Origin of the sequence: Micromonospora chaiyaphumensis (assembly GCF_900091435.1) — a bacterium.
In the GTDB taxonomy this organism is placed as follows: Bacteria; Actinomycetota; Actinomycetes; order Mycobacteriales; family Micromonosporaceae; genus Micromonospora; species Micromonospora chaiyaphumensis.
This window is the reverse complement of the sequence record NZ_FMCS01000001.1, coordinates 956,160-977,934: the sequence shown is the minus strand read 5'-3', so window position 1 is coordinate 977,934 and position 21,775 is coordinate 956,160. Positions and strand designations below refer to the sequence as shown.

The 21,775-nt window shown below is 72.5% G+C and carries 16 protein-coding genes; 11 read left to right on the top strand and 5 right to left on the bottom strand.

Annotated elements, in window-relative coordinates:
- Positions 1–52: 52 nt before the first annotated feature.
- Complete coding sequence (locus tag GA0070214_RS04615; protein WP_091259290.1) at positions 53–2,974, bottom strand: AfsR/SARP family transcriptional regulator; 2,922 nt, start codon at positions 2,972–2,974, stop codon at positions 53–55.
- 364 nt (positions 2,975–3,338) lie between these two features.
- Here GA0070214_RS04615 and GA0070214_RS04610 point away from each other — a divergent pair, with 364 nt between their 5' ends.
- The 9 genes from GA0070214_RS04610 (at position 3,339) to araA (ending at position 15,324) form a co-directional block, all read left to right on the top strand.
- Complete coding sequence (locus GA0070214_RS04610) at positions 3,339–4,862, top strand: non-reducing end alpha-L-arabinofuranosidase family hydrolase (RefSeq protein ID WP_091259288.1); 1,524 nt, start codon at positions 3,339–3,341, stop codon at positions 4,860–4,862.
- Between the two features lie 321 nt (positions 4,863–5,183).
- Positions 5,184–6,170, top strand: a complete 987-nt coding sequence (locus GA0070214_RS04605; protein ID WP_208602634.1) for a LacI family DNA-binding transcriptional regulator — start codon at positions 5,184–5,186, stop codon at positions 6,168–6,170.
- Between the two features lie 432 nt (positions 6,171–6,602).
- Positions 6,603–8,285, top strand: a complete 1,683-nt coding sequence (gene araB, locus GA0070214_RS04600) for a ribulokinase (RefSeq protein ID WP_091259892.1) — start codon at positions 6,603–6,605, stop codon at positions 8,283–8,285.
- Positions 8,282–8,962 carry an L-ribulose-5-phosphate 4-epimerase gene (locus GA0070214_RS04595; protein ID WP_091259286.1) on the top strand — a complete coding sequence of 227 codons (681 nt, stop codon included), beginning with the start codon at positions 8,282–8,284 and terminating at the stop codon, positions 8,960–8,962. The genes araB and GA0070214_RS04595 overlap by 4 nt, the downstream gene beginning before the upstream one ends.
- Positions 8,963–9,102: 140 nt before the next feature.
- The gene (locus tag GA0070214_RS04590; protein ID WP_091259284.1) at positions 9,103–10,095 is read left to right on the top strand and encodes an ABC transporter substrate-binding protein; all 993 of its coding nucleotides are present in this window, start codon (positions 9,103–9,105) and stop codon (positions 10,093–10,095) included.
- Between the two features lie 108 nt (positions 10,096–10,203).
- Complete coding sequence (locus tag GA0070214_RS04585) at positions 10,204–11,745, top strand: sugar ABC transporter ATP-binding protein (protein ID WP_091259282.1); 1,542 nt, start codon at positions 10,204–10,206, stop codon at positions 11,743–11,745.
- Positions 11,742–12,809: an ABC transporter permease gene (locus GA0070214_RS04580; protein WP_091259281.1), complete on the top strand. Its 1,068-nt coding sequence runs from the start codon at positions 11,742–11,744 to the stop codon at positions 12,807–12,809. Before GA0070214_RS04585 ends, GA0070214_RS04580 begins: the two co-directional genes overlap by 4 nt.
- A complete protein-coding gene (gene yjfF, locus GA0070214_RS04575; RefSeq protein ID WP_091259280.1) occupies positions 12,806–13,795 on the top strand; it encodes a galactofuranose ABC transporter, permease protein YjfF in 990 nt (329 codons plus the stop codon). The genes GA0070214_RS04580 and yjfF overlap by 4 nt, the downstream gene beginning before the upstream one ends.
- A gap of 26 nt (positions 13,796–13,821) precedes the next feature.
- Entirely contained in the window at positions 13,822–15,324 is a 1,503-nt protein-coding gene (gene araA, locus GA0070214_RS04570) for an L-arabinose isomerase (protein WP_091259279.1), read from the top strand.
- A 52-nt stretch (positions 15,325–15,376) separates the two neighbouring features.
- Here the strand turns inward: araA and GA0070214_RS04565 are convergent, their stop codons facing one another.
- Together GA0070214_RS04565 and GA0070214_RS04560 are read right to left on the bottom strand one after the other, a co-directional pair.
- Complete coding sequence (locus GA0070214_RS04565; RefSeq protein WP_091259278.1) at positions 15,377–16,150, bottom strand: inositol monophosphatase family protein; 774 nt, start codon at positions 16,148–16,150, stop codon at positions 15,377–15,379.
- A gap of 37 nt (positions 16,151–16,187) precedes the next feature.
- Positions 16,188–17,162 carry an SDR family NAD(P)-dependent oxidoreductase gene (locus tag GA0070214_RS04560; protein ID WP_091259277.1) on the bottom strand — a complete coding sequence of 325 codons (975 nt, stop codon included), beginning with the start codon at positions 17,160–17,162 and terminating at the stop codon, positions 16,188–16,190.
- An 83-nt stretch (positions 17,163–17,245) separates the two neighbouring features.
- On the opposite strand from GA0070214_RS04560, the gene GA0070214_RS04555 reads away from it, so the two are divergent.
- The gene (locus GA0070214_RS04555) at positions 17,246–18,163 is read left to right on the top strand and encodes an AraC family transcriptional regulator (RefSeq protein WP_091259276.1); all 918 of its coding nucleotides are present in this window, start codon (positions 17,246–17,248) and stop codon (positions 18,161–18,163) included.
- A gap of 7 nt (positions 18,164–18,170) precedes the next feature.
- Here GA0070214_RS04555 and GA0070214_RS04550 read toward each other — a convergent pair whose 3' ends face one another.
- Positions 18,171–19,784 (bottom strand): FAD-binding oxidoreductase, encoded by a 1,614-nt coding sequence (locus GA0070214_RS04550; protein ID WP_244167541.1) that lies wholly within the window; start codon positions 19,782–19,784, stop codon positions 18,171–18,173.
- A 42-nt stretch (positions 19,785–19,826) separates the two neighbouring features.
- Here GA0070214_RS04550 and GA0070214_RS04545 point away from each other — a divergent pair, with 42 nt between their 5' ends.
- Positions 19,827–20,288 (top strand): YdeI/OmpD-associated family protein, encoded by a 462-nt coding sequence (locus GA0070214_RS04545; RefSeq protein WP_091259272.1) that lies wholly within the window; start codon positions 19,827–19,829, stop codon positions 20,286–20,288.
- A 79-nt stretch (positions 20,289–20,367) separates the two neighbouring features.
- On the opposite strand, the gene GA0070214_RS04540 is transcribed toward GA0070214_RS04545, so the two are convergent.
- On the bottom strand, positions 20,368–21,561 hold the full coding sequence (locus GA0070214_RS04540; protein WP_091259270.1) for an endo-1,4-beta-xylanase: 1,194 nt from the start codon (positions 21,559–21,561) through the stop codon (positions 20,368–20,370).
- Between the last annotated feature and the right edge of the window lie 214 nt (positions 21,562–21,775).

The window sequence follows — 21,775 nt, the reverse complement described above, 5'->3', positions numbered from 1 at the left end:
AGGGGTGGTTGCCCGTCACTGTGCCGGTCGCCGCTGCGCCCGCCCTGCGCTTCTACTGCGCACCCGCTGCGGGCCGCCGGCACGCCAGCCATCCGCGCAGGTCATCGGCGTACGCGGCATCGAAGTGCTCGAAGATCCGCAGCGCCTCCTCGCCGAGCGGGACGGCCCGGTCGGGGCGCCCCGCCGCGTCGTGCGCCCGGGCCAGCAGACTCAGCGAGTTCGCCAGCGGGAACGGCTGCCCGATGCCGCGCAACATCGCCACCGAGCCCTCCAGCTCGATCACCGCCTGACCGGCGTCCCCCTCTTCGAGCAGCAGCTTCCCGAGCAGCCGGCGGGAGATCGCCTCGCCCCACGCGTGGCGCATCTCGCGGAACGCCGGCGCCGTACGGGTCAGCAGCCGTCGGGCCGAGTCGCCGTCGCCCGCGGCGAGGTGCGTCGCGGCCAGCGCCTGTTCGGCGGTGGTCACGCTCATCCGGTCACCCAGCCGGCCCGCCGCGGCCACCGCCCGCCGCAGGTGATCCAGGGCCTCTGGCCACCGCTCGGCGTGCCGGTGCAGCAGCCCGATGCTCTCCAGCGCGAGCGCCTCGCCCCACCGGTCGCCGTGGTCGGTGAAGACCCGCAGGGCCGCGGCGCAGGCGGCGTGGGCGAACGGGGAGGTGAGCTGGTACTGCCCGTACTGCATGCCGAGGGCCAGCAGCACGTGCCCGCCCACCGGGCCGACCGGCCAGTGCGCCGCGCACAGCCGCACCATCAGCAGCAGCGCGGCGTCCGCCTCCCGCACGCGGCCGAGCTGACGGCAGCACAGCGAGTAGCCCTGCAGCGCGACGAGCCGGTACGCCACCAGCGGCCCGTCGCTGTCCCGGTGCGCGGCGCGCAGCAGCGGCACGGCCTCGGCGTGCCGGTCCAGCATCCGGTAGGCCGTGCCCAGGTGGAGCCGGAGCGCCGCCCGGGTCGGCGCCGGCAGGTCGGCGTGGCGGTCGAGCACGCCGCGCAGGCAGTCGACGTACTCGGGCAGGTGCTGGCTGCGCATCATCGCGAAGTTGCCCATCGTGCAGGCGAGGCGTCCGGCCAGGTCGGCCGCGTCCAGCTCCAGCAGGTCCCGCACCGCCGCGACCAGGTTCTCCCGTTCCGCCTCGAACCAGTCGACGGCGTCCCAGGCGTCGACCGCCGGGTCCGTGTCCGCCCCGGGCAGGGCCTTGCAGGGCAGTGCCGCCGCGGCACGTTCGGCGTGCGCGTGCAGCCGTGCGTACCAGGCGAGCACCTGCCGGGTGGTGACGTCGGTGCGCTCGCGGGCGTGCAGCCGGACGAGGTCGTGCATCCGTACCCGCCCGCCCGGCTCGGCGGTCAGCAGATGGGCCCGGCACAGCTGTTCCAGCAGCGGCTCGGTGGTCTCGTCCCACATTCCGAAGCTGCGCAGCGTCGTACGGCTGAGCACCGCGAGCAGCCGAGCGGCGGGCGGGGGCAGCCGCTCGAACCCGACGGTGAAGCTCGTGCGCACGTCGAGGCCGTCGAGCGACAGTTCGTCGAGGCGGCGTCGCTCGTCGCACAGCCGCTCGCGCAGCCGTGCCACGGTCATGGCCTCCCGCTCGGCCAACCGCACGCCGGCGATGCGCAACGCCAGCGGCAGGCGACCGCACAGCTCCACGACGTCGGCGGCCGCCGCGGCCTCCCGGTTGATCCGTTCGGCGCCGGCGAGCCCGGCCAGCAACTCCAGGCCGTCGTCGACCGGCAGCACGTCGAGCGGGACGACCGCGGTGCCCGGGAGCCCGGGCAGCGCGGCCGTGCTGGTGATGAGCGCGCTGCTGCCGCCGGGTGGCAGCAGGGGGCGCACCTGCGCGGCATCCGCCGCACTGTCCAGCATCACCAGCATGGGCTCGTCGGCGAGCACGGACCGGTACAGCGCCGCGCGTTCCTCGGCCGCGACCGGGATGGCCGCACCGGCCACGCCGAGGGCGCGCAGGAAGGCGCCGAGCACCGCGCCGGGCCGCGCCGGGTCCGCCGTGTTGCCGCGCAGGTCCGCGTACAGGCATCCGGCGGGAAAGCGGTGGCGGCTCTCGTGCGCCGCGCGCAGCGCCAGCGTGGTCTTGCCCGTTCCCGCGAGGCCGGTCACCACGACGACCTGGGCCGCCCCGGTGGCCGGCGGGTTGCGTCCCAGCAGCGACAGGAGCAGCCCGAGCTCCTTGTCCCGCCCGACGAAGTCGCCGGTGACGCCGGGCAGCTGGTTGGGCCGCACCCAGGCTCGCCGGGAGGCCTCCTGCTCGGCGCCCAGGATCTCCCGGTGCAGCTGCCGCAGCTCCGGCCCCGGGTCGATGCCGTGCTCCTCGGCGAGCACCCGGGCCCCGGCCCGGTACACGGCGAGCGCCTCCGCCTGCCGGCCGCTGCGGTGCAGCGCCGTCATGAGCTGGCCGCGCAACCGCTCCCGCAGGGGCCGGTCACGCACCAGCGTGGTCAGCTCCGGCACGAGTTCGTGATGCAGGCCGAGCGACAGCAGCGCGTCGACGCGCACCTCGACCGCGTGCTCGCGCAGCTCACGAAGCCGGTCGCGCTCCACGCCGACCAGGGCCGCGCCGACGTCGACGAAGGCGTCGTCGCGCCACCGCGCCAGCGCCCGGTCGAGCAGCTCCACGGCGCGTCGGGCGTCGGTGGCGGTGGTGGCGGCCTGCAGGTCGGCGGCGAACTCCGCGGCGTCGACGACCACCGCGGCGTTCAGCTGGTAGCCGGGTGCGCTGGTGAGGATCAGCTCCGGCGTCGTGGCGCGCCGGATCGAGGCGACGATCGCCTGGACCCGGTTGCGCGCCCCGGTGGGCGGGTGCTCCGGCCACAGGCCGTCGATCAGACGCTCGACGGAGACGATGCGTCCACGATGGGCCGCCAGGCTCGCGACGAAGGCCCGTTCCAGCGGGGCGAGCGGCACGGCCACCCCGTCGACGCTGAGCTCGGTCCGCCCGAGGATGCCGATCCGATACCCACGCACCGCGCAAAGCTAGCGCGCGCAGTGCGACGAGGGTGCCGGGCACCGGCGGCTGCTCTGTCGACGGCTCCCGGTGCCGTGGTGCTGATCGCGCGAGGAGCCTCGGGATGTTAGCGCCAACATTACCGACCTGTTTCCGAAACACGGCGACTTGACTACCGGAATGTTATCGCTCACAGTCGATGGCTAAGGGCGGCGACGCCAGTGGCTTACCGGGCAGGCCCGCGCCGTCCGACCCTGGTTCAGGCGGGCCGGCACTCGCAGGCGAGCTGTCAGCGCTGACAGCCCGGCGTGTACGCCCCCGCCCTTCGTCGCGGTACGCCCATCGTCGGCGGACCGTTCAGCTCTTGGTCACAGGAGGAGGATCATGTCTGCCTTTGGTAGGGCTCACCCGATCGCGCCGCCGTCGCGGCGGCGTGGATGGTTGCCGCGGCTGGTCGCCGCCGGCGTGGCAGCGGTGGTGGTCGGCGGTGCCGCCGCGGTGGCGCTGTCCACACCGGCCGCCGCGGCGACGGTCGACACGAGCGCGTGGTACGTGTTGGTCAACCGCAACAGCGGCAAGGCCCTGGACGTGTACAACCTGGCCACGAATGACGGTGCTCGCATCGTGCAGTGGACCCGGAACAACGGCAACCAGCAGCAGTGGCAGTTCGTGGACTCGGGCGGCGGCTACTACCGGTTGCGGTCGCGGCTGTCCGGCAAGGTGCTGGACGTCTACAACTGGTCGACCGCCAACGGCGCCAACATCGTGCAGTGGTCCGACGGCAACCAGGCCAACCAGCAGTTCCGGCTGGCCGACTCGGACAGCGGTTACGTCCGGTTGATCAACCGGAACAGCAACAAGGTGGTGGAGGTGCAGGGCGCCTCGACCGCCGACGGCGGGAGCATCGTGCAGTACGACGACTGGAACGGCGGCAACCAGCAGTGGCAGCTCGTCCGCGTCGACGGCGGGAGCAACCCCACCACGCCGCCGCCGGGCGGCTCGTGCACTCTGCCGTCGACGTACCGCTGGTCGTCGACGGGCGTGCTGGCGAACCCGAGGTCGGGTTGGGTCTCGCTGAAGGACTTCACCAACGTCGTGCACAACGGCCGGCACCTCGTCTACGCCACGACGCACGACACCGGAACGTCGTGGGGCTCGATGAATTTCAGCCCGTTCACGAACTGGTCCGACATGGCCTCGGCCGGCCAGAACGCGATGCCCTTCTCCGCCGTCGCGCCGACGCTGTTCTACTTCGCCCCGAAGAACATCTGGGTGCTCGCCTACCAGTGGGGCGGGACCGCGTTCTCCTACCGGACGTCCAGCGACCCCACCAACGTGAACGGGTGGTCGTCGCAGCAGACCCTCTTCACCGGAAGCATCTCCGGCTCCGGCACGGGACCGATCGACCAGACGCTCATCGGTGACAGCCAGAACATGTATCTGTTCTTCGCCGGGGACAACGGCAAGATCTACCGGGCCAGCATGCCGATCGGGAACTTCCCGGGCAACTTCGGCTCGAACTACACCACGATCATGAGTGACTCGACCAACAACCTCTTCGAAGGGGTCCAGGTCTACAAGGTCCAGGGCCAGAACCAGTACCTCATGCTCGTCGAGGCGATCGGCTCGCAGGGGCGCTACTTCCGCTCGTTCACGGCCACCAGCCTGGGCGGTTCGTGGACGCCGCAGGCGGCGACCGAGGGCAATCCCTTCGCGGGCAAGGCCAACAGCGGCGCCACCTGGACCAACGACATCAGCCACGGTGATCTCGTGCGCAGCAACCCCGATCAGACCATGACCGTCGACCCGTGCAATCTGCAGTTGCTGTACCAGGGCCGGGCCACCAACTCCGGCGGGGACTACGGCCTCCTGCCGTACCGCCCGGGTGTGCTGACGTTGCAGCGCTAGGGGAGTGACGCAGGTCCGGCCCGGGGCGGCCTTCTGAGGGCCCGCGGGGCGGGATGCGTGGAACGGGAGCGGGCGGGCTCGGCGCGAGGCGAGCCCGCCCGCTCGCGCCCCCGCCGCGTCGGCCACCGGGGCGGGCCGTGCCTCGGCGGGTGGGAACGCGGTCCGGGCGTACACTGGCGCTGGCCTTGCGCGGGGCCGCCCCGGATGCTCAGCCGGGGTGAGCGCAGGGCGGCGGATGGCGCATCCCGCGGCTCCGGCGTCGACCGCCGGGCGCGGTCGGGGGCTTGGCGGGGGAGGGTGGGTGCCGTGCGGGGTCCCGCGATGACGGATGTGGCCCGCCTTGCCGGGGTCTCCCACCAGACCGTGTCGCGGGTGCTGAACGGGCACCCCAACGTCCGCGAGCAGACCCGGCTGCGGGTGCAGGCGGCGATCGCCGAGTTGGGCTACCGGCCGAACCGGGCCGCTCGCGCCCTGGTGACCGGCCGCTCGCAGGTCATCGGCGTGGTCGCGCAGAACACCACCCTCTACGGCCCGGCGTCGTTGCTGGCGGCGCTGGAGCAGACCGCCGCCGAGGAGGGCTTCGCGGTCAGCGTGGGCAGTGTCCGGGACCTGGACCAGGTGTCCATCTCCGAGGCGGTCGAGCGGCACCTGGCGCACCGGGTGGCGGGCATCGTCGTCATCGCGCCCGTCGAGTCGGCCGGTGAGGCGCTGGAGCACCTGCCGAAGGACGTCCCCCTGGTGACGGTCGACGGCGACCCCGGCCGCCCGGTGCCGCTGGTGACGGTCGACCAGGTGGCGGGTGCGCGGGAGGCCACCCGGCACCTGCTGGAGGCCGGCCACCGCACGGTGTGGCACGTGTCGGGGCCCGCCGACTGGTTCGACAGCGCCGGGCGGATCGAGGGCTGGCGGGAGGCGTTGCAGGCCGCGGGCGCCGAGGTGCCGCCGCTGGTGCCGGCCGACTGGTCGGCGGCCTCGGGCTACCGGTGCGGGCAGATGCTGGCGCGGATGCCCGAGGTGACGGCGGTCTTCACGGCCAACGACCACCTGGCGCTGGGCGTGCTGCGGGCCCTGCACGAGTACGGCCGCAAGGTGCCGGACGAGATCAGTGTGGTGGGCTTCGACGACGTGCCGGAGGCGGCGTACTTCATCCCGCCGCTGACCACCGTCCGGCCGGACTTCGCCGCGGTGGCCCGGGCGAGCCTGGACCTGCTGCTCGCGCAGTTCGAATCCGGCGCGGTCGGCGAGCTCCGGCAGACCATCGCACCGACCCTGATCACCCGGCAGAGCGTCGCCGCGCCGCCTCGGTGACCGCCGGCCCGGTCGGCGCCTGAACCGGGCAACCACGGGTTGTGACCGTTCACAGGTTGGCGGCCCGATGGTGCGCGGCAGCGCCCGCGGCGAGGACGTCGTCGCGGCGGTGGACGGCGCGGCGCGGCCGCGGACCGGCCTGAGCGGCTCGGCCGGCTGCGGCGTCGACGTGTCGCGGCCTGCCGCAGTGGGGAGCTCGCGGGTTAGCGCTAACAGCGTTCCGCGGCGCCCCTTCACCAGCGACCGTCTCAGAAGGACCGAGACGATGCATCGATATTGGTGAACGTTAACACGCGTTCGCCCCGCTTGATCGACCCGCTCGGCACGGCCCGCGGGGTCGATGACCGCGCCGTTACGGGACTGTTGCGATCGCGTCTTGACCGACGCCGATGTGAGCGCTAACAATGTGAGCCACGGCACGGGGAGGTGGAGATGGCGGATGTGCACGGACCGGGGGACCGGTACGTCGTCGGGATCGACTTCGGCACGCTGTCGGGCCGGGCGCTGGTGGTCCGCGTCGGTGACGGCGCGGAGCTCGGCACCGCGGTCCACGAGTACCGGCACGGCGTCATCGACGCGGCGCTCCCGGGCGGGACGCCGCTCCCGCCGGACTGGGCGTTGCAGGACCCGGAGGACTACCGGGACGTGCTGCGGCACGCCGTGCCGGCCGCCGTGGCCGCCGCCGGGATCGACCCGGCCCGCGTCATCGGGGTCGCCACCGACTTCACGGCCTGCACCGTCCTCCCCACGCTGGCCGACGGCACCCCGCTCTGCGAGGTGCCCGAGCTGCGGAGCCGGCCGCACGCCTGGGTGAAGCTGTGGAAGCACCACGCCGCGCAGCCGCACGCCGACCGGATCAACGCCCTCGCGCACGAGCGCCGTGAACCCTGGCTCCACCGGTACGGCGGGAAGATCTCCGCCGAGTGGCAGTTCGCCAAGGGCCTGCAGCTCCTCGACGAGGACCCGGAGATCTACCGGCACGCCGCGCGGTTCGTCGAGGCGGCCGACTGGATCGTCTGGCAGCTCTGCGGGGTGGAGACGCGCAACATCTGCACCGCCGGCTACAAGGGCATCCGCCAGGACGGGCGGTACCCGTCCCGGGACTTCCTGGCGGCGCTCGACCCGGGGTTCGCCGGCTTCGTCGCCAAGCTGGACGGGCCGCTGCTTCCCCTGGGCGCCCGCGCCGGCGCCCTCACCGCGCAGGCGGCCGGGTGGACCGGGCTGCCCGAGGGCATCGCGGTGGCCGCCGGCAACGTGGACGCTCACGTCACCGCCGCCGCCGCCCGGGCGCTGGCGCCCGGCCATCTGGTCGCCATCATGGGCACCTCCACCTGTCACGTGGTCAACGGCACCGAGCTGGCCGAGGTGCCCGGCATGTGCGGCGTCGTCGAGGGTGGACTCAGCCCCGGGGCCTGGGGCTACGAGGCCGGCCAGAGCGGCGTCGGCGACATCTTCGGCTGGTTCGTCGACCACGCCGCACCGGCGGGCGTCGACTCGCACGAGCGGCTCTGCGAGCTGGCCGCGGCGCAGCCGGTCGGCGCCCACGGGCTGATCGCGCTGGACTGGTGGAACGGCAACCGGTCCCTGCTGGTCAACCACGACCTGAGCGGTCTCATCCTGGGGCTGACGCTGGCCACCCGGCCGGCGGACGTCTACCGCGCGCTCCTGGAGTCGACCGCCTACGGCACCCGCATGATCATCGAGGCGTTCGCCGCGGCGGGGGTGCCGATCAGAGAGCTGGTGGTGGCCGGCGGCCTGACCGCCAACCCGCTGCTCATGCAGATCTACAGCGACGTCACCAACCGGCCGTTGAGCCTCATCGGTTCGGCGCAGGGGCCGGCCCTGGGCTCGGCGATCCACGCGGCGGTCGCGGCCGGCGCGTACCCGGACGTCCACGCGGCCTCCGCGGCGATGGGCCGGGTGGACCGCGACGCCTACCGGCCGGACCCCGGGCGGGCGCGGGCCTACGACGCGCTCTACGCCGAGTACCGGTCCCTGCACGACCACTTCGGACGCGGCGGCGACGACGTCATGTCCCGCCTGCGCGCGATCCGCAACGCCGCCGTCGAGCGATCGGCGGCACCGGTCGACACGCCCCTGGAGGTGGTCGCATGAGCGCCGAGATCCGGCGGCTGCGGGAGAACGTCGCCCGGCTGCACGCCGAACTCACCCGCTACGGGCTGGTCGCCTGGACGGCCGGCAACGTCTCGGCCCGGGTCCCCGGCCAGAACCTGATGGTGATCAAGCCGAGCGGGGTCGACTACGACGACCTCGCCCCGGAGAACATGGTCGTGTGCGATCTCGACGGCGTCGTCGTCGAGGGTGACTTCGCGCCGTCGAGCGACACCGCCGCCCACGCCTACGTCTACCGCGCCCTGCCCGAGGTGGGCGGAGTGGTGCACACCCACAGCGCGTACGCGACCGCCTGGGCGGCCCGCGGCGAGCCGATCCCGTGCCACCTCACCGCCCAGGCCGACGAGTTCGGCGGTGAGATACCGGTCGGCCCGTTCGCCCTGATCGGCGGCGACGACATCGGCAAGGGGATCGTGGCGACCCTCGCCGGGCACCGTTCGCCGGCCGTGCTCATGCGCAACCACGGCGTGTTCACCATCGGCCGCGACGCGCGCGCCGCGGTGAAGGCCGCGGTCATGTGCGAGGACATCGCCCGCACGGCGCACCTGGCCCGGGCACTCGGCGCGCCGCTGCCGATCGCGCCGGCCGACGTCGACGCCCTGTACGACCGCTACCAGAACGTCTACGGACAGCGACCCCCCGCACCGGCGAGCCCCTGACGGCCGCCCCGATCGCGCGGCCGCTCCCCGGACCGTCCGCGTCGCACCAACCCGCAGCACCACCACCAGCGCAGGTCGTGCACCACGGGGGTGCGCGGCATTCGAGAACGCTTACCCCGAGGAGATTTGCGGTGAAGAGAATGAGGACATACCCGCCGTCCCGCAAGGTCATCGCGGTGCTCGCCGCCGCGCTGCTCGCCACCGGCGTGGCGGCCTGCGGCAACAGCGACACGGGCGGCAGCGGCGGCGACGACGGCACGATCACGCTTGGGTTCTCCCAGGTCGGCGCCGAGAGCGGATGGCGTACGGCGAACACCACGTCGATCAAGGAGGCCGCCACGGAGGCCGGGATCGACCTGAAGTTCGACGACGCGCAGCAGAAGCAGGAGAACCAGATCAAGGCCATCCGCAACTTCATCCAGCAGAAGGTCGATGTCATCGCCTTCTCGCCGGTGGTGGAGTCCGGGTGGGACACCGTCCTCAAGGAGGCCAAGGACGCGAAGATCCCGGTGATCCTCACCGACCGGTCCGTCGACTCGGCCGACAAGTCCCTCTACAAGACCTTCCTGGGCTCGGACTTCGTGAAGGAGGGCCGGCTCGCCGGGGAGTGGCTGGTGCAGAAGGAGCAGTCGGCCACCGGCCCGGTCAACATCGTCGAGCTGCAGGGCACGACCGGTTCGGCGCCGGCCAACGACCGGAAGAAGGGCTTCGCCGAGGCGATCGCCGCCAACCCGAACCTCAAGATCGTCGCCTCCCAGTCCGGTGACTTCACCCGCGCCGGCGGCAAGCAGGTGATGGAGCAGTTCCTGAAGGCCAACCCGAAGATCGACGTGCTGTTCGCCCACAACGACGACATGGGCCTGGGCGCGCTGGAGGCGATCACCGCGGCCGGCAAGGTTCCCGGCAAGGACATCACCATCATCACCGTGGACGCGGTCAAGGACGGCATGCAGGCCCTCGCCGACGGCAAGTTCAACTTCATCGCCGAGTGCAGCCCGCTGCTCGGTCCCCAGCTCATGGACCTGGTCAAGAAGGTGCACGCCGGCGAGTCGGTGCCGGCCCGGATCGAGACCCAGGAGACCACCTTCACCCAGGAGCAGGCGAAGGAAGCACTGCCGAACCGCAAGTACTGACCGGACGGCGGGACGCGGACCCCGCATCCGGAGCGGCGGCCGGGCCCGAGGCCCGGCCGCCGCGCCCACACCGCGCACCGCCTCGACGACCAGGAAAGGCCCGGCGGCATGACAGGTAGCCAGCCAGTGCTGACAATGACCGGGATCAGCAAGTCCTTCCCGGGGGTACGGGCGCTCGACGGCGTGGACTTCCGCCTCCTCCCGGGCGAGGTGCACGCCCTCATGGGCGAGAACGGCGCCGGCAAGTCGACCCTCATCAAGGTGCTGACGGGCGTCTACCGCACCGACCACGGCGCCGTCACGCTCGGCGGTGCGGAGGTGTCCTTCAGCGGCCCGATGCAGGCCACGGCCGCCGGGGTGAGCACCGTCTACCAGGAGGTCAACCTCTGCACCAACCTCTCGGTGGCGGAGAACATCTTCATCGGCCGGGAACCGCGCCGGCTCGGCGCGGTGCGGTGGGCGGAGATGCGCCGGCGAGCCCGCGCCCTCCTCGCCCGGCTCGACCTCGACATCGACGTCAACGCCCAGCTCGGCACCTATTCGCTGGCCGTGCAGCAGATGGTGGCGATCGCCCGTGCCATCGACGTCGAGGCCCGGGTGCTGGTCCTCGACGAGCCCACCTCCAGCCTCGACGCGGGCGAGGTCGCACAGCTGTTCCGGGTCATGCGGCAGCTGCGCGACGACGGCCTCGCCATCCTGTTCGTCACCCACTTCCTCGACCAGGTCTACGAGATCGCCGACCGGATCACCGTGCTGCGCAACGGCCGGCTCGTCGGCGAGTACCCGACGAGCGAGCTTCCGCAGCTCGGCCTGGTGGAGAAGATGATCGGCAAGGAGCTGCGGGCGCTGGAGCGACTGGACGAGCAGTCCCGGCACGACGCGGCCGCGCCGGTGGAGGGCGCACCGCTGCTGGACGTCCGCGAGCTGGGCCGCCGCTCGGCGGTGGCACGCTTCGACCTCACCATCCACGAGGGAGAGGTGGTCGGCCTCGCCGGTCTGCTCGGCTCGGGCCGTACCGAGGTCGCCCGGCTGCTGTTCGGCGCCGACCGCGCCGACCACGGCAGCGTCCGGGTGCACGGCACACCCACGTCGCTGCGTAACCCGGTGGCCGCCATCGGCCACGGCATCGGCTTCTGCTCGGAAAACCGGCGGGCCGAGGGCATCGTCGGCGAGCTGTCCGTCCGGGAGAACATCATCCTCGCCCTGCAGGCGGCCCGGGGCTGGCTCCGGCCCGTTCCCCGCCGCCGGCAGGACGAGCTGGTCGACCGGTACGTGCGGGCCTTGAGCATCCGGCCGGCGGACCCGGACATCCCGGTGGGCAACCTCTCCGGCGGTAACCAGCAGAAGGTCCTGCTGGCGCGCTGGCTCATCACCGAGCCGCGCCTGCTGATCCTCGACGAGCCCACGCGGGGCATCGACATCGGGGCCAAGACCGAGATCCAGCGGCTGGTCGCCCAGCTCTCCGACGGCGGCATGGCGGTGCTGTTCGTCTCCGCCGAGCTGGAGGAGGTGCTCCGCCTCAGCCACCGGATCGCCGTGATGCGCGACCGGGAGATGGTCGCGCAGCTCACCAACGACCAGAGCGTCGACGCCGACCGCATCATGCAGACCATCGCCGCCGGCGCGGGGCACGAGGAGGTGCCGTCATGAGCGACCCGAAGGCCTACCGGGCGCTGACGACCCACCGGCTGTTCTGGCCGGTCGTCGTCCTCGTCGGGATGCTGGCCGCCAACACCGTCTACCGGCCCGGCTTCCTGTCGGTGCAGATGCGCGACGGGCACCTCTACGGCAGCCTCGTCGACATCCTCCGGCTCAGCGCGCCGCTGATCCTGGTGGCGCTCGGCATGACGCTGGTGATCGCCACCGGGGGCATCGACCTCTCGGTCGGCTCGCTCTGCGCGATCAGCGGCGCCATCGCCTGCCTCTACATCAGCCGGCAGCCCGACCAGAACAGCGTCGGCGGGGTGCTCACCGCGCTGGCCCTCGGGCTGGGCGTGGCCCTGGTGCTCGGCGCCTGGAACGGCGTGCTCGTCGCGGTCATCGGCATCCAGCCGATCATCGCCACCCTCATCCTCATGGTCGCCGGCCGGGGCCTCGCCCAGCTCATCACCGAGGGGCAGATCCTGACCATCAACTCCGGCCCGTACAAGGCGATCGGCGTCGGCCACCTGCTGACCCTGCCGCTGGCCATCTTCCTCGCGCTCGCGGCGGCCCTGCTGGTCGCCGCGGTGACCCGGCGGACCGCCCTCGGCCTGATCATCGAGTCCGTCGGCGGCAACGCCCAGGCCAGCCGCCTGGCCGGCATCCGGTCCGGGCGGATCACGTTCCTCGTCTACGTGATCAGCGCGGCCTGCGCCGCGGTCGCCGGATTCATGATGACCGCCAACGTGTCCAGTGCCGACGGCAACGCCGCGGGCCTCTGGGTCGAACTGGACGCGATCCTCGCCGTGGTCATCGGCGGCACCTCGCTCGCCGGGGGCCGGTTCTCCCTCGGCGGCACGATCCTCGGCGCGCTGCTCATCCAGACCCTCACCACCACGGTGTACGCCATGAACATCTCGCCCCAGACCTCCCTGCTGTTCAAGGCCGTCGTGGTCATCGCGGTCTGCCTCATCCAGGCGCCCGGATTCCGCGCCCGCTTCACCCGGCGCCGAGCCCCGGCGGCCGGGCCCACCCCCGTCAGCGAGCAGCCGAAGGAGCAGGTGCCGGCATGACCACGCTCTCCCTGCTGGCCGCGCGTACCCGGTCGCGCCTGCCCCGGCGACACGTCCCGGTCCTGGCCACCCTCGTCCTGCTGCTGGTCCTGTACGGCGTCGGCGTCTCCCAGTACCGCGCGTTCTCGAACATCCAGGTCGTCTTCAACGTCTTCATCGACAACGGGTTCCTGCTCGTGGTCGCCGTCGGGATGACGTTCGTGATCCTCACCGGTGGGATCGACCTCTCCGTCGGCTCGGTCGTCGCCATGACCGCGATGGTGTCGGCGTTCCTGCTGCGCGAGGGGCTGCCGGCGGCGTTGGTGCTGATCATCGCGTTGCTCATCGGGCCGACGCTCGGCTTCCTCATGGGTTGCGTGATCCACTTCTTCGACATCCAGCCGTTCATCGTCACCCTTGCGGGGATGTTCTTCGCCCGCGGCATGTGCACCTTCATCAGCGGCTCGTCCATCCCGATCACCGACGGGTTCTGGACCCGGATGTCCCAGCAACGGATCGGCAACCCCAGCGGCAACTTCGTCTCGATCAGCGTGCTCATCGCCTTCGCGGTGGTCGCCGTGGCCGCGTACACGCTGGCCTACACCCGGCTGGGCCGCAACGTGTACGCCATCGGCGGCAACTCGCAGTCCGCGCTGCTCATGGGGTTGCCGGTGGGGCGTACCCGGATCGCCGTCTACACCATCAGCGGCCTCTGCGCGGCGATCGGCGGCATCCTGCTGTCCTTCTACACGCTGTCCGGCGCCCCGCTGATCGGCGTCGGCATGGAACTCGACGTCATCGCCGCCGTCGTCATCGGCGGGACCGTCCTCACCGGGGGCTCCGGCTACGTCTTCGGCACCGTGCTCGGGGTGCTGGTCCTCGGGGTCATCCAGACCCTGATCACGTTCGACGGCAGTCTCAACTCGTGGTGGACCAAGATCGTGATCGGCGGCCTGCTCTTCGCGTTCATCCTGCTCCAGCGCCTGATCGGAATCCGCTACAAGTGACCGGCCATCTCGCGGAAGGCAATCCCATGGCAACGCACGCTGCGCCTGAGATCTGGTTCCTGACCGGCAGTCAGGCCATGTACGGCGACGACACCCTCCGCCAGGTGGCCGACCAGTCGCGGCAGATCGCGGCCGCGCTCGACAGCTCGCCGCACATCCCCGCCCGGGTCGTCTGGAAACCGGTCCTGACCACCAGCGGCGACATCCTGCGGGTCTGCCGGGACGCCGCCGCGCACGGGGCCGTCGGGGTGATCGCCTGGATGCACACCTTCTCACCGGCGAAGATGTGGATCGCCGGCCTGGACGCCCTGCAGACGCCGCTGCTGCACCTGCACACCCAGGCCAACGTCCTGCTGCCGTGGGACGAGATCGACATGGACTTCATGAACCTCAACCAGGCGGCGCACGGCGACCGGGAGTTCGGGTTCATCCAGACCCGCCTCGGGGTGGCCCGCAAGACCGTCGCCGGGCACGTCAGCGACCCGCGCGTGGTGTCCCGGGTGGGCGCCTGGGCGCGGGCGGCGATCGGCTGGTCGGCCATGCGGTCGCTGCGGCTGGCCCGCTTCGGCGACAACATGCGCGACGTGGCGGTGACCGAGGGCGACAAGGTGGAGGCGGAGCTGCGCTTCGGGGTCTCCGTGAACACCTACGGCGTCAACGACCTCGTCGAGGTCGTCGGCGAGGTCACCGACGCGCGGGTGGACGACCTGGTCAAGGAGTACGACGACAGCTACCGCATGGTGCCCGAGCTGCGCCCCGGCGGCGACCGCCACCAGTCCCTGCGCTACGCCGCCCGGCTGGAGCTCGGCCTGCGTGCCTTCCTCGAAGCCGGTGGGTTCCGTGCCTTCACCACCAACTTCGAGGACCTGGGCGGGCTGCGCCAGCTGCCCGGCATCGCCGTGCAGCGCCTCATGGCCGACGGCTACGGCTTCGGCGGTGAGGGCGACTGGAAGACCTCGGTCCTGGTGCACACCCTCAAGGCCATGGCGGTCGGGGTCGACGGCGGCACCTCGTTCATGGAGGACTACACCTACGACCTCACGCCGGGCCGGGAACTGGTCCTCGGCGCGCACATGCTCGAAGTGTGCCCGAGCATCGCCGCGGGCACCCCGTCCGTCGAGATCCACCCGCTGAGCATCGGCGGGCGGGAGGACCCCGTCCGGCTGGTGTTCGACGCCGCGCCCGGTCCCGCCGTCGTGCTGGGCCTGGCCGACATGGGCGAGCGGTTCCGGCTCGTCGCCAACGAGGTCGACGTGGTGGCGCCGCCGCACCCGCTGCGCCGGCTGCCGGTCGCCCGGGCCGTCTGGCGCCCCCGCCCGCACCTGGCCGGCTCGGCCGAGGCGTGGATCACCGCCGGCGCCCCGCACCACACCGTGCTCTCGCAGGCGGTGGGGGTGGAGGAGCTGCACGACCTGGCCGCGATGAGCCGCACCGAGCTGGTCGTCATCGACGCCGACACGAACCCGCGCCGCTTCGCCGACGAGATCCGCTGGAATCAGGCGTACTACCGGCTCGCCCGGGGGTTCTGACCCGGCGACGGAACATCGCGCGGGTGTGCCGGCGGCGGGATGTTCGCGGCGCTCATGGCCCGGCGAGCCGGGCGAGCACCTTCTTGTGCAGGAGGCCGTTGGTCACGACGGCTGTTCCGCGCGTGGCGTCGACGCGACCGTCCAGGTCGCTGAAACGGCCGCCGGCCTCCTGCACGATGACCTGGCTCGCGGCCAGGTCCCAGACGTGCCCGGTGGGGTCGAGAGCGACGTCCAACTTCCCCTCCGCCACTGCCATCTGGGCCAGGAAGCCGCCCGATCCGAACGTCCACCGCACGTCCGACACCAGCCCGACCAAGGGACCCAGCAAGCCGCGGCGATTCCACACGTCCAGTTCGGCGAAGCTCAGGTGCGCCTCGGCGACCTCATCCACCGCCGACACCTGGATCCGATTCCCATCGGCGAACGCGCCGCCACCGTGGGAAGCCCACCACCTCCGCCTCAGTGTCGGGGCACTGACCACACCGACCACCGGTTGGCCGTCCTCGAGAAGCGCGATCAAGGTGCCGTAGTGCGCCAGGCCACGAGCGAAGTTGTTCGTGTGGTCGATGGGATCGATGGCCCAGCAGCGTCCCTGTCCGATCTGGTCGCCGTGCAGTTCCTCCGCCACGACGGCGTCCTCCGGCCGGCGCTCGGCCAGCACCGCGGCGAGCGCCCGTTCCGTCTCCAGATCGGCTTCCGTCACCAGGCTCCGGTCGGGCTTGACGGTGACGACCGAGCCCGCGCGGAAGTGCGCCGTGGTGATCCGGTCGGCCTGTTCCGCGAGTTCCAGGGCAAGGCTCAGGTCCTGCTCGTACCAGCTGGCCACCGTCGGAGGCTATCGCCACGGCCGCCCCGCAGTGCGATCAGCTCCGGCGGGCGGCGAGAGTCTCCTCGGCGTACGACCAGAGCCGGTCGGCGGCGGCCGGGTCCACGGCGTGCTCGGCCACCCCGGTCATCGGCTCCGGACCACCCGGGACCACCTCCGCCTCCTGGTTGTCCTCGAAGTAGCGGCCGGTGCTGCCGTCGACCAGCGGCGACGCGGCCAGCAGCACCGTGGTGGCGGCACCCTGGGCCGGGGTCTTGTAGTGGTCCGGCACCGCCAGGGTGCCCGTCTCGTCGGTCGTCACGCCGAAGGAGCGGAGCGTGTCCTCGCTCAGGTGGCGCTGCAGGTTGGTGATGATGACGCCCGGGGCCAGTGCGTTGGCGGTGATCCCGTCGGCGGCCCAGCGGCGGGCGATGCCGACGGCCAGGAGGACGTCGGCGGTCTTCGACTGGCTGTACGCGGTCCACGGGTCGTACGGGCGGCGGGCGAAGTGCGGGTCGTCGAAGCCGATGCCGGCGCGCAGCTGTGCCCCGGAGCTGACCACCACGACCCGGGCGGAGCCGGCGGACCGGAGGCTGTCGCGCAGGCCCCGGGCGAGCGCGAAGTGGCCGAGGTAGTTGGTGGCCAGCTGCAGTTCCCAGCCTTCCGGGGTCAGCTCGCGGTGCGGCACTGCCATGATCCCGGCGTTCGCGATGAGGGCGTGCAGCGGTCCGGTCCACCCGGCCACGAAGGCGTCGACGGAGTCGAGGTCGGCCAGGTCGAGCGCGGCCGCCCGGACCGAGCCCGGCCCGGGACCGGCGAACTCGGCCACGAGATCGCCCGCGCGGGCGGGGTCGCGGGTCGCCACGGTGACCTCCGCGCCGGCGCGGGCGAGGGCGCGCACGGTCTCCAGGCCGATGCCGGAGGCGCCCCCGGTGACGATCATGCGGCGCCCCGTGAGGTCGAGGCCGGCGATGATCTCGTCGGCGGTGGTGCGCGCGGTGAAGGGTGTGGTCAGGCGTGTGCTCTCGGTCATGACGGCAACGCTACGACCGCTGGCCTGGACGGCCTATAGTTTGACGTCTGCATTAGTTTAGCGAGCGTCCGAGGAGGGTGCGCGTGGACCCGTTGGAGGACGTCCTCTCCCTGATCGGGGCGACGAGCCGCCTGTCCGCCGGCCTGGCGGCCGGAGGGCGGTGGGCGGTCCGGTTCGACCCGCCCGCCGGGGTGAAGTTCAACGTCGTACGCCGGGGCACCTGCTGGCTCCGGGTGGACGGGGTGGCGGATCCCCTCCGGCTCCGGGAGGGTGACTGCTTCCTGCTGACCCGGCCGGTCGCGTTCACCCTGGCCAGCGACCTGAGCCTGCCGACCGAGCCGGCGGGCCCCCTGTTCGTCGCGGCCGTCGACGGCGTGGCCCGCGCCGGGGACGGCGACGAGGTGTTCCTCATCGGGGGCGCGTTCACGTTCACCGACCGCGCTCAGGCGCTGCTGCTGGACGGCCTGCCGCCGGTCCTCCACGTGGCGGCCGGGACACCCGAGGCCGCGACCGTGCGACGGGCGGTCGAGGAGATCGACGCGGAACTGCAGCGGAACGCGGCGGGCGCCCGGCTCGTCGCCGAGCACCTCGCCGTCGTCATGCTGGTGCGGATCCTGCGCCTCTACCTTGCGGGGGACGCCGGCCGTACGTCCTCGGGCTGGTTGGCGGGCCTGACCGATCCCACCGTAGCGACCGTCCTGCGACGTATGCACGCCCGGCCCGCTCATCCGTGGACGGTCGCCGAACTGGCGCGTACCGCGGCCGTGGCCCGGTCCACGCTGGCGGCCCGGTTCAAGCAGGTGGTCGGCCAGGGCCCGCTGGAGTACCTCACCGCGTGGCGCATCGAGCTGGCCGCCGACCGCATCCGCCGCGGTGACGGCACCGTCGCCACCATCGCCCGGGATGTGGGGTACGGCTCGGAAAGCGCCTTCAGCGTCGCCTTCAAGCGCACCATCGGTCTCTCGCCGCGCGCCTATCGCGCGGTGGCCCGGGCCGAGTAAGCGCGGCTCAGTCCACGAGCACGCCGGGGTTGAGGATCCCCTGGGGATCGAGTGCGGTCTTGGCGGCGCGCAGGGCCAGAGCGAACGGTTCGGGGCGCTGCCGGTCGTAGCCGGGGCGGTGGTCGCGGCCGACGGCGTGGTGGTGGGTGATGGTGGCGTGCTGGCGGTGGAGGACGTCGGTCGCGACCTCCTTGAGGTGGTCCCAGACGGCGACCTCGTCGCCGGGCCGGCCTCCGGCCAGCACCGTGAAGTAGGGCGCCGCTCCGTCGGGATAGACGTGCGTGAGGCGGCAGTTGACGGTGGCGGGATGTCCGGTGGCCGCGCGAGCGGCGGCGCCGACCTCGGCACGGACCGCGTCGATCAGGGCGGGGAGCCGGGTCCAGGTGGCGGCCGTCTCGAAGGTCTCGACGACGGCTCCCATCCGGGCGAGGCCGTCGCGCAGGTACGGCATCCGGAGGAACGCCGAGCGCCAGGCGCCGACCGCCTCGTCGCCCCGGCGCTCCGAGCCGGCGGAGGGCCGGCCCCCGTGCGCGCGGGCCAGGTCCAGCGCCTGGGCGAGCGGGGCGTCCACCGGTACGGCGGCCGACTCGAAGCCGAGCACGAGCACGGACGAGCCGTCCCCGGCGGCGCCGGACAGGGCGGCCTCACCGGGGTCGAGCAGCCGGCAGTTGGCGGGGGAGAGGCCGGACTGGGCGATCGCACGGACCGCGCGCAGTGCGGCGGCGAAGTCGGCGAACCGGACCGACGCGGAGGCCCGGTGGTGGGGGCGGTCCTGCAGCCGCATCCACGCCTCGGTGATGACGCCCAGGGTGCCCTCGGAACCGAGGAACAGCCGGTCCGGAGACGGTCCGGCGCCGGACGCGGGCACCTGCCACGACGTGCCGGCGCCGGCCGGGGTGACCAACCGCAGGGCCTGGACGAAGTCGTCGATGTGCGTGTGGACGGTCGCGTAGTGACCGCCGGCCCGGGTGGCGAGCCAGCCGCCGAGCGTGGAGAACTCGAAACTCTGCGGGAAGTGCCGCAGCGTCAGGCCGTGCGGCCGGAGCTGGTCCTCCAGTGCCGGGCCGAGGACGCCGGCCTGGATGCGGGCGGCGCGGCTCTCGGTGTCGACCTCGCACACCCGGTCCATCGCGGTCAGGTCGAGCGACAGCACCGCCCGGTGTGCGTCGCCGCGGTACTCCACGCCCCCGGTCACCGAGGAGCCCCCGCCGTAGGGGATGACCGCCACGCCACGGCCGCCGGCCCACTCCAGGAGGTCGGCCACGTCTTGGTCGTCCGCCGGCCGGGCGACCAGATCGGGTATCCGCCCGGGACGGCCGCGCAGGGCTCGGATCACATCCCGGTACGCCTTGCCCATGGCGTGCGCGGCGCGCGCCTCCGGGTCGTCGGTGACGAGGTGCGCGAGACTCCGCGGCGGCTCGACGGCGGGCCGGGCGATCCGCAGGTCGGCGACCCGGGGGACGGGCAGCGGGCGCGCGAGCGTGCCGGGGAGGAGTGCGCCCAGCGCCGCGCACTCGGCGTCGTCGGGATGTGCGTCCGCCCAGCCCCAGCCCCACCAGGAGCGGGCGCGGGCGGTGCGGCTCGCGGTTGCCGTGTCGGCCAGGGCCATGTCGGTATCCATCCGATCACCGAACCTACCGATTGGTAATACTACGATGACGTCATGGCCGAGACTCTCACCGTGACGTTGACGTTGGAACAGCGCGGTCCGGCGGGCGCGTTCGTGCTGACCGACGAGCAGGTGTCCGTCGTGGGGGAGGGTCGCCGGACGTTCCCGGTGCGGGTGCACGTCAACGGGGTGACGCTGCCGCTGCGGCTGGCCCGGATGGGCGGCGAGAACCTGATCGGGCTGTCCCGCGCGGCGCGGGAGCAGGCCGGGGTGAGCATCGGGTCGACGTACGAGGTGGCCGTCGCCGCCGACGCGGAGCCCCGTACCGTCGAGGTGCCCGAGGACCTGGCCGCCGCTCTCGCCGGCGACGCCCCGGCGCGGACGGCGTTCGAGGCGCTGGCCCCCTCGCACCGCAAGGAGTTCGTCCGCTGGGTCGGCGAGGCCAAGCGGGAGGCCACCCGGGCGCAGCGCGTCACGAAGACGATCGAGATGCTCCGCGCCGGCCAGCACCGCTGAAGGGCGATCCTCCCGACGGCCCCAGCACCCGGCCGGGCGGGGCCGGTCGACCGACCGGCTCCGCCCGGACCCGCTGCGCCTAGCGGCGCGGCCGCTGCGGCACGCGCGGCAGGACGTACGGCGGGCCACTGTAGACGAGGTCGGCCCTCATCTCCTGGTACGCCCGCTTGGGCTGGTAGTTCTCGTCGTAGATGGTCGCCAGGCCCTCCGGCGGGTCGGAGAACCAGCCGGGCACCCAGGAGTGCTTGTCGGTGAATCCCCAGACGGTGAACGACAGGCAGTGCCGCTCGGCCAGGCAGGCCCGCAGCAGCACGCTGAAGTTCGCCGCGGAGGCCTGCAGGCGCGGGTTGATCTCGTTCGAGTCGCCGGCCCGGACCCCCTCGGTGAGCTGGCTGCGCACGTCGACCTCGGTGAACGCCGTGGCCAGCCCCAGCCCGGCGAACTTCCGCAGCGCCTCGGCGACCTGGAAGGTGTCGAAGTTGCCGTACTGGGTGCCGAGGTGGCCCTGGCTGCCGATGCCGTCGATCGGCACGCGCTGGGCCAGCAGGCTCCTGGCCATGTCGTACACGAACTGGGTCTTGTCGTTCGCGGGGTCGCGCGAGCCGAAGGCCTCGATGTTGTAGTCGTTGTAGAACAGCAGCGCATGCGGGTCGGCCGCGCGGGCCCACCGGAAGGCGTCGGCGATGTAGCCGGGGCCGAGGTGCTCGGCCCAGAACCCCTTGTAGTGCAGGGTCGACGGGGTGTCCCAGGGGTCGCTGACCGCCTCGTTGACCACGTCCCACTGCCAGATCCGGCCCTTGAAGTGGGTGACCACGGCGGTGATGTGCTCACGCAGGATGTCGCGCAGCTCGGTGTCGCTGATGGAGCCGTCGGCCACACCGCTGGTCAACCAGCCGGGCAGCTGGTTGTGCCAGACCAGGACGTGCCCGCGTACCCGCTGGTTGTTCTGTTTGGCGAAGGCGAGGAGCCGGTCGGCGGGCTCCCAGTTGTAGGTGCCGCGGGTCGGCTCCAGGCTCTCCCACTTCATCACGTTCTCCGCGGTGACGGTGGAGAATTCCGACGCCGCGAGCTGGCGGTACCGCGGGTCCGCCGGGTCGTCGAGGGCGGCCATGTCGACGGCCGTGCCGATGGCCAGGCCGTGGCGCTGCGCGAGGTTGCGCAGGCTCTGGTCGGCGGGGTCGTAGGGGCGGCCGGCCGCGGCCGGGACGCTGCTGAGGGTGGCGGCGGTGGCCACGGCGACCGCGCCGGCGGCTATCCATCGTCGCAGTTTCATGAGCTTTTCCTCCAGGCCGAGAGGGCATGAGGTACGCGGCAGGTGCGCAGCCGAAACTTCCGAGCAAGGTTCCGGTAACTGGGCCGGAACAATACGGTCGTCGATTCCCACCCGTCAACCGTGGCGGAGCCTTGACCCGGAACGCGGCGGGTCCTACGGTGCCCACAAGCGATCGAAAGGGCTCGAAAGTACCGGCCATCCAGTCGAAAGCCCT

Excerpts from the sequence above, each read along its gene's own strand:
- GA0070214_RS04585 (WP_091259282.1), top strand. The coding sequence starts at position 10,204 with ATGACAGGTAGCCAGCCAGTGCTGACAATGACCGGGATCAGCAAGTCC.
- araA (WP_091259279.1), top strand. The coding sequence starts at position 13,822 with ATGGCAACGCACGCTGCGCCTGAGATCTGGTTCCTGACCGGCAGTCAG.
- GA0070214_RS04560 (WP_091259277.1), bottom strand. The coding sequence starts at position 17,162 with ATGACCGAGAGCACACGCCTGACCACACCCTTCACCGCGCGCACCACC.
- GA0070214_RS04605 (WP_208602634.1), top strand. The coding sequence starts at position 5,184 with ATGACGGATGTGGCCCGCCTTGCCGGGGTCTCCCACCAGACCGTGTCG.
- GA0070214_RS04595 (WP_091259286.1), top strand. The coding sequence starts at position 8,282 with ATGAGCGCCGAGATCCGGCGGCTGCGGGAGAACGTCGCCCGGCTGCAC.
- araB (WP_091259892.1), top strand. The coding sequence starts at position 6,603 with ATGGCGGATGTGCACGGACCGGGGGACCGGTACGTCGTCGGGATCGAC.
- GA0070214_RS04610 (WP_091259288.1), top strand. The coding sequence starts at position 3,339 with ATGTCTGCCTTTGGTAGGGCTCACCCGATCGCGCCGCCGTCGCGGCGG.
- yjfF (WP_091259280.1), top strand. The coding sequence starts at position 12,806 with ATGACCACGCTCTCCCTGCTGGCCGCGCGTACCCGGTCGCGCCTGCCC.
- GA0070214_RS04590 (WP_091259284.1), top strand. The coding sequence starts at position 9,103 with ATGAGGACATACCCGCCGTCCCGCAAGGTCATCGCGGTGCTCGCCGCC.
- GA0070214_RS04540 (WP_091259270.1), bottom strand. The coding sequence starts at position 21,561 with ATGAAACTGCGACGATGGATAGCCGCCGGCGCGGTCGCCGTGGCCACC.
- GA0070214_RS04545 (WP_091259272.1), top strand. The coding sequence starts at position 19,827 with ATGGCCGAGACTCTCACCGTGACGTTGACGTTGGAACAGCGCGGTCCG.
- GA0070214_RS04550 (WP_244167541.1), bottom strand. The coding sequence starts at position 19,784 with ATGGATACCGACATGGCCCTGGCCGACACGGCAACCGCGAGCCGCACC.
- GA0070214_RS04580 (WP_091259281.1), top strand. The coding sequence starts at position 11,742 with ATGAGCGACCCGAAGGCCTACCGGGCGCTGACGACCCACCGGCTGTTC.